General features: G+C 37.8%; 7 protein-coding genes. 3 read left to right on the top strand and 4 right to left on the bottom strand.

Going from position 1 to position 6,200, the window contains the following annotated elements:
* Positions 1 to 117: 117 nt before the first annotated feature.
* Positions 118 to 600 carry a YajQ family cyclic di-GMP-binding protein gene (locus QL984_RS18105; protein ID WP_013464315.1) on the bottom strand — a complete coding sequence of 161 codons (483 nt, stop codon included), beginning with the start codon at positions 598 to 600 and terminating at the stop codon, positions 118 to 120.
* A 151-nt stretch (positions 601 to 751) separates the two neighbouring features.
* Here QL984_RS18105 and QL984_RS18100 point away from each other — a divergent pair, with 151 nt between their 5' ends.
* Both QL984_RS18100 and QL984_RS18095 read left to right on the top strand, forming a co-directional pair.
* Positions 752 to 1,102: a VanZ family protein gene (locus tag QL984_RS18100; protein WP_008466003.1), complete on the top strand. Its 351-nt coding sequence runs from the start codon at positions 752 to 754 to the stop codon at positions 1,100 to 1,102.
* Positions 1,095 to 1,997 (top strand): 2-dehydropantoate 2-reductase, encoded by a 903-nt coding sequence (locus QL984_RS18095; RefSeq protein WP_028835501.1) that lies wholly within the window; start codon positions 1,095 to 1,097, stop codon positions 1,995 to 1,997. Before QL984_RS18100 ends, QL984_RS18095 begins: the two co-directional genes overlap by 8 nt.
* 291 nt (positions 1,998 to 2,288) lie before the next feature.
* Here the strand turns inward: QL984_RS18095 and thiI are convergent, their stop codons facing one another.
* Together thiI and QL984_RS18085 are read right to left on the bottom strand one after the other, a co-directional pair.
* Complete coding sequence (thiI, locus tag QL984_RS18090; protein ID WP_290173182.1) at positions 2,289 to 3,746, bottom strand: tRNA uracil 4-sulfurtransferase ThiI; 1,458 nt, start codon at positions 3,744 to 3,746, stop codon at positions 2,289 to 2,291.
* A gap of 100 nt (positions 3,747 to 3,846) precedes the next feature.
* Positions 3,847 to 4,500, bottom strand: a complete 654-nt coding sequence (locus QL984_RS18085; protein ID WP_013464311.1) for a TetR/AcrR family transcriptional regulator — start codon at positions 4,498 to 4,500, stop codon at positions 3,847 to 3,849.
* A gap of 178 nt (positions 4,501 to 4,678) precedes the next feature.
* On the opposite strand from QL984_RS18085, the gene coaD reads away from it, so the two are divergent.
* A complete protein-coding gene (gene coaD, locus QL984_RS18080; RefSeq protein ID WP_024601870.1) occupies positions 4,679 to 5,170 on the top strand; it encodes a pantetheine-phosphate adenylyltransferase in 492 nt (163 codons plus the stop codon).
* Between the two features lie 41 nt (positions 5,171 to 5,211).
* Here the strand turns inward: coaD and QL984_RS18075 are convergent, their stop codons facing one another.
* Entirely contained in the window at positions 5,212 to 5,730 is a 519-nt protein-coding gene (locus tag QL984_RS18075) for a hypothetical protein (protein ID WP_016900259.1), read from the bottom strand.
* Between the last annotated feature and the right edge of the window lie 470 nt (positions 5,731 to 6,200).

Below are 6,200 nucleotides of genomic sequence, written 5' to 3'. Positions count from 1 at the left end.
TCGTGGTTCGATAATTATCATAGATCCAAAAATAAAAAGCCAAACAATATAACGTGTTTGGCTAAATACATGTTGCTTTGAGCTCAGCGCCTATAGTGCCGAGCTCGAGGCAATAAATTAATCGCGGAAGTTTTTAAACTGAAATGGTTGACCTAAATCAGCAGTGCGTACAACTTGCATAGCCGCTTGTAAGTCATCACGCTTTTTACCTGTTACGCGAACTTCTTCACCTTGAATGGCCGCTTGTACTTTTACTTTAGAGTCTTTGATGGCTTTTACTACTTTTTTAGCCATGTCTTTTTCGATACCCTGTTTAAGTGCAACGTTACGAAAAACATTTTTGCCCGCACGAGAAATATCTTGTAGCTCTAAGCTTGCAACATCCATCCCACGTTTAGAGATTTTACTCGCTAAAATATCAAATAACTGCATTACCTGAGCATCTGCTTCAGCTTTTAATTTAATTGTTTTATCGTTTAGCTCTATTGATGCATCAACGCCTCTAAAATCAAATCGCGTTTCTAGTTCACGGTTGGCGTTATCAACCGCATTTTTTGCTTCGTTCATTTCTACTTCAGATACAATATCAAATGAAGGCATAGCGTTCTCCTAACTATCTAATCTTAATTTTATGCCGCAATTATAACGTTAAAATGATAAATCTTTACATTTTTCTGCATTTTGTTCAGGTGCGATACTAAATTAGTTTGATATACTGAGGCTTCTTTTTTATACGATTTTAGGAATTTTCGTGACAAGGCGTGTTTACCAAGCAATTTTTTTAATTAGTATTGTTGCGTTTACCTTCTTATTTGCTAAAGAGGTAAAGGGCGCGGCAAACTTATTTCCGCATGTTGATAAAGTAGCGCATTTTGGTATCTTCTTTTTACTTGCCATTATTATGGATAAAGCGTTTAAACTCCCATTATATGCACAAATACTATTACTCGCTGGTTACGGTGCAGCAATAGAAATTATGCAAGATAGCCTTCCTTACAGACAAGCATCACTGGCCGATTTTGTTGCCGATTTTATTGGTGCAGCGAGCTACTTTTTAGCTAAAGCCCTGTTAACACTGCGTAAAAAGAAGCATTATGGCTAACATACTTGTTGTAGGTGATGGCGCTATTGGCTTGTTATTTAGCCATTTTTTAGCCAAGCATCACGCTATATATATACTTACTCGAAAAGGCACAGTTAATACTCGCTTTTACAGCCACAGTAACGCTGCGTCTGAAAAAATTAACGCCACTTTTATCTCACAAGAGCAGTTATCTCAAACTCCTGAATTTGATATTGTTTTATTCACGGTAAAAGCGTTTGCAGTGCAACAAGCCTATGCTCAAGTAAAACCTTATCTAGGCAATAATACCCATATTATACTGAGTCATAATGGCATGGGTAATGTTGAACAATTAAATGAACAACTAACAAAGCAGCAGTCATTGTACTTTTTAACCACCAGCATGGCTGGATTTAAGTCAAACCCTAATATTGTGCAACATACCGGAAACGGGCAAAGTGTATTAGGGGGCTGTAATCAACTAGCTATTCAAAATATTCAACAGCTTAGTGCGCAATTACACACTATTCCGCAGTTAATTGTCAGTAACAATATTGAACAACTACGGTTTGAAAAGCTACTGGTTAATATTGCAATAAATCCATTAACCGCTCACCACAATATAAAAAATGGTCAGTTACGTGCACCGCAATACAGTAGTGCAATTATTAATTTATTAGCTGAGGCGTGCCACATTGCAACCGCGCTAAAACTCAATATTAAGCTTATAGATGCCCTAGAGCGGGCTTACAAAGTAATGAGTTTAACTGCCGAAAATTACTCTTCGATGCATCAAGATGTAATGCACAATAGACAAACAGAGATCATGGCGATTTGTGGCTATATAAGTGAGCAAGGAAAACTGCACCATATTGCAACACCTTATAATGACGCCTTACTTGCTAAAATTTTGGCAAAAAAAAGCGCGGAATAAATCCGCGCATTTAGGGTCTGTTGACCTTTCAAGGTTAAATTTGCAGCAGTCTGTTTGGTATTTAGGTAAGGCAGAGCCTATGTGGTGTGGTTATTCCCCATAAATAGGCGATAACGCAGCATCAATGCCAAACAGGCGCTGCCCGAAGGGTTCTGCCTAGGGGCGATTTACTCTTTGTTGCTCGATTTTTACTTAGCCCACTAGGTTACAAACCTCGCGCCGCGATTAAACCGCCCCTAGTTTGAACAAATTATAATCCGCAAAGGTCAACAGACCCAATATCTTAAGCCATCAAGGACGATATACTTTTACGGTGTTAAAGCCTTCTTCGTGAAGAATAAGCGCTTGTAATTGGCTCATTACTCCTTTTTGGCAATATAAGTAATAATCTTTGCCTTTAGGTAAATCGCCAAACTTTGTTGCTAAGCGGAAAAACGGTAAGTGGATAACTTCAATACCTTCAATTTCCAGCGGCGCCGCATCTTCTTCTTCAGGCGAGCGAATATCAACAACAACCGCTCCTTCAGGTAACTCTGTAACTGATTCTGCCTCTTTAAGCTCTTGCTTAGCCTCAACATCAATATCGCGCACATCCATAACACGGGCGTTATCAATAACGGTATCTAATACATCAAAGTCAAACTTTTCTTCTTCTGCTTTAATCACTTCAATTTTGGCTTTAACTGTCGGCTTTTTAGAGATCACACCGCAGTATTCAGGCATCGTCTCTGCCATTTCTGCAGTGCCTATTTGGCGCGCTATATTGATGATTTCTTGCTTATCATGTTGGATAAGTGGGCGTAAAATGAGCGTTTCGGTTACGCGGTCAATCACACTTAAGTTAGCTAAGGTTTGACTAGACACCTGACCTATACTTTCACCCGTAACCAATGCTTGAATATTTAGTTTTTCAGCGACGGCACTACCCGCTCGCATCATCATACGTTTAAGGACAACGCCCATTTGGCTGTTCTCAACGTTTTCTAAGATTTCAGCAACCACTGGCTCAAAATCAACAGTAATAAACTTAACTTTGTGAGTAGAGCTGTATTGTTTCCATAGATAGTAACTCGCTTGTTTAACCCCAATTTCATGAGCAGCGCCACCTAAATTAAAGAATAAAAAGTGCGTGCGAGCACCTTTACGGATCATTTGATAACTGGCAACGCCAGAATCAAACCCACCAGACATAAGCGATAATACATCGTCTTGTGTTGGCAGTGGAAAGCCCGCCATTCCTAAATGCGTTTGCGTTACTATGTAGGCTTTTTCGTCTTTAATTTCTAAACGAATCGTTACTTCTGGGCGACTTAGCTTTACTCGAGCCCCTTCAACATGTTGATTAAGCCCGCCACCAACGTAACGCTCTAGCTCAGTTGAAGTAAAATCATGTTGACCTGTGCGCTTAGCACGGACACAAAAGGTTTTACCAATAATAGTGTGACCAACTAGCTCAATAGTTTTTTGATAAATGTCATCAATCGTTTTAAAGTCTGTTTCAGTCACTTCAATAAACTGCACGATGCCAGGTATACGTTGTAAGCTGTCGATAAAATCAAGGCGAGTTTGAGCATCGTCAAGTTTTGTTACAACTGAAATGTTATCCCAGTTATTACGTACCTGTACTTTTTCGTCAACACGACGCAATACAATTTTAATGTTATTTTCTAACACTTTAGTAAAGCGTTTACGGACTGAACGGCTTTTAATGGCTATTTCAGGGTGAAGTTTGACGATAAATTTAAGCATAGTTTAACTCTTAGACTGCGGGAATTCGCGCACCCAGGTATTGGGCGCGGCGGATTATAGCAAAAAATTTAGCGCCTAGGAACTAACCAACTTAACGGGCTTAAGGATTCTGGGGAGCAGCATTTGCTAAAAGTGCGTACTTGTCTCTTAACTGATTAATTTTATTTGCGCTTTTTTCGGTGCTGTAGGCTTTAAATAAAGTCAGTACTTTTACAATACCAGGGTAAATATCTTGCTCAACCAGCACACCACTAAGCCTTCTTGCTTTCATATAGGGTGTCCAAAAGCTGACCGTTAATTTTAACGTATGAGCAAGTTCGATAGCATCTTGTTCATCAATGGCAATAATTTCGCTGTCGCGTAAAGCCAAAATGATGTTACGCACCTGCTCAAGTAACTCCTGTTGAAAATCAATGTAACCCTGTTTTAAATGACTATCGCGAGCGAGAATATCGCCAAGGTTGTCGTAAAAAAAATGATAGCGCCACATCAATTCAAATAGCGAATCTAAATAAGGACCTAGGTGTTCAAAAGCATCGTCGCCTTGATCGACCGGCTTAAAATGAGTACTTAAATGGTCACGATAAAGTGCAAATATATGGCGAATAATGTCTTCTTTATTTTTAAAGTGGTAGTACAGATTACCCGGACTCATACCTAAACTCGATGCGATATGATTAGTAGATATTGCTCTTTCACCATGTTCGTTAAACAATGAAATACTGGTTTGAATTATTTTATCCTTGGTATTCATATACTCATTACTCAATTTTCGAAAATACGATGCTGCATTAAAATAATCCGCCTAGTATAAACAAATCATTGCATTTGTAACACTGCGCAGCTGCAGTTATATACAATTTACTCACAAGGCTGCTTTGCACACTAAACACTGCTACACTACGGCTAAAAATAATAACACAGTAAATATTATGAAAGTGACCGCAATCTACCCAGGCACATTTGACCCTCTTACCAACGGCCACACTGATTTAATTCAGCGTGCGGCTAAAATGTTCGATACCGTTATTGTGGCTATTGCTCATAACCCAAGTAAAAAACCGTGTTTTACTTTAGAAGAACGCGTTGATTTAGCAAATGAGATTTTAAGCCATTTAGATAATGTAAAAGTCATTGGCTTTTCAGGGCTACTCGCCGATTTAGCCCGTGACCATAATGCTAATGTACTGATCAGAGGCATAAGAGCGGTTTCTGATTTTGATTACGAGTTTCAGCTCGCGAATATGAATCGCCGTTTAAACCCTGATTTAGAAAGCGTATTTTTAACGCCCGCCGAGCGCAATACCTTTATATCATCAACACTAGTAAAAGAAGTAGCACGCCATAACGGGGATGTGAGTGAGTTTGTTGACACCATAGTAATGAAGGCGCTGCAATCAAGGCTCGGGAAAACCAAGCATTAAATAATTTTTTCAGAAAGTAGCGTATAAATGAGACGCTACTTTTAGACTCCTAAAATAAAACGGCCTTTAAATCTTTTCACTAACCAGAGTATTTTTAATACGTCTTTATTTATGATTAAAACTACCGCCATAACGCAATCACTGACAACTTGACCTATTGCATAAAGTGCCCAAAACCACCAGTAATCGGTATTATCCTGCATGCTGACATCGTAATGCATACCTAAAAACATGAGTGCATTAAAGCTAAGCCCTACTATAAGGTAATAAAAAGCAACAGGAATAATTTTGCCCTTAATAAAGTATCCCCAAATAACTAGCAAAACAATAGTCACTATATCAAACATAAACATTTTAAGATGAGGTGTCTCTGTAGTTGGATCAATAAACATGCTTGAAGTGTAAGATAGCATCATAATAAAAGAGAGAAGCAAAAGATTTTTATTGTGATTGTTTATACTTGTCGATAAATTATACAGAAAAGCGATTACAAATAACCAAGTTATAAAAATCGACATATAATCAAAAATCGCGACTAACTGCCAAAGAAAATCAGCCATTAATAATAGCTCTATTAATTCTAATTTTTACAAGCCAATTTTTAAATTTCACTACTCTCAAAAAGTCTTTATTAATAAAGAAAATAGCTATCATCATAAAGTCCATTAGGTTAATACTCATTGAATAAAACGACCAAAACCACCACGGTGTGCTGTTATTAAAGACTCGCACGTCTATGTGCATACAAAAAAATAACAGTGAGTTTATGCTTAACCCTAATAATAGATAAGTAGATATAACATTTTTAGTTAAGAAGTTGCTTACAACCAAAATAACCAAAATTGTTACTAAATCAAAAAGTAATAATTTCATATAAGAAATATTTTGGATATCAATGAACAGGCTTGAAGAGTATGAAACCGACATTATTAGCGACAGCCATAAAGCCTCTTTTTTGGGTTTATTTATACTCGTTACTAATGAGTATAAAAAAGCCATTAAAAAACCCCATTGAACAAACGCACCTAGA

This window comes from Pseudoalteromonas sp. APC 3495 (assembly GCF_030407645.1).
GTDB lineage: Bacteria > Pseudomonadota > Gammaproteobacteria > Enterobacterales > Alteromonadaceae > Pseudoalteromonas > Pseudoalteromonas tetraodonis.
Note: the sequence above shows the minus strand (reverse complement) of the source record. Positions and strands in the feature narration are given on the sequence as shown.

What these genes read in the sequence shown, in the direction of transcription:
- QL984_RS18085 (WP_013464311.1), bottom strand. Translation starts at nt 4,500, where the DNA reads ATGAATACCAAGGATAAAATAATTCAAACCAGTATTTCATTGTTTAAC.
- coaD (WP_024601870.1), top strand. Translation starts at nt 4,679, where the DNA reads ATGAAAGTGACCGCAATCTACCCAGGCACATTTGACCCTCTTACCAAC.
- thiI (WP_290173182.1), bottom strand. Translation starts at nt 3,746, where the DNA reads ATGCTTAAATTTATCGTCAAACTTCACCCTGAAATAGCCATTAAAAGC.
- QL984_RS18105 (WP_013464315.1), bottom strand. Translation starts at nt 600, where the DNA reads ATGCCTTCATTTGATATTGTATCTGAAGTAGAAATGAACGAAGCAAAA.
- QL984_RS18095 (WP_028835501.1), top strand. Translation starts at nt 1,095, where the DNA reads ATGGCTAACATACTTGTTGTAGGTGATGGCGCTATTGGCTTGTTATTT.
- QL984_RS18075 (WP_016900259.1), bottom strand. Translation starts at nt 5,730, where the DNA reads ATGGCTGATTTTCTTTGGCAGTTAGTCGCGATTTTTGATTATATGTCG.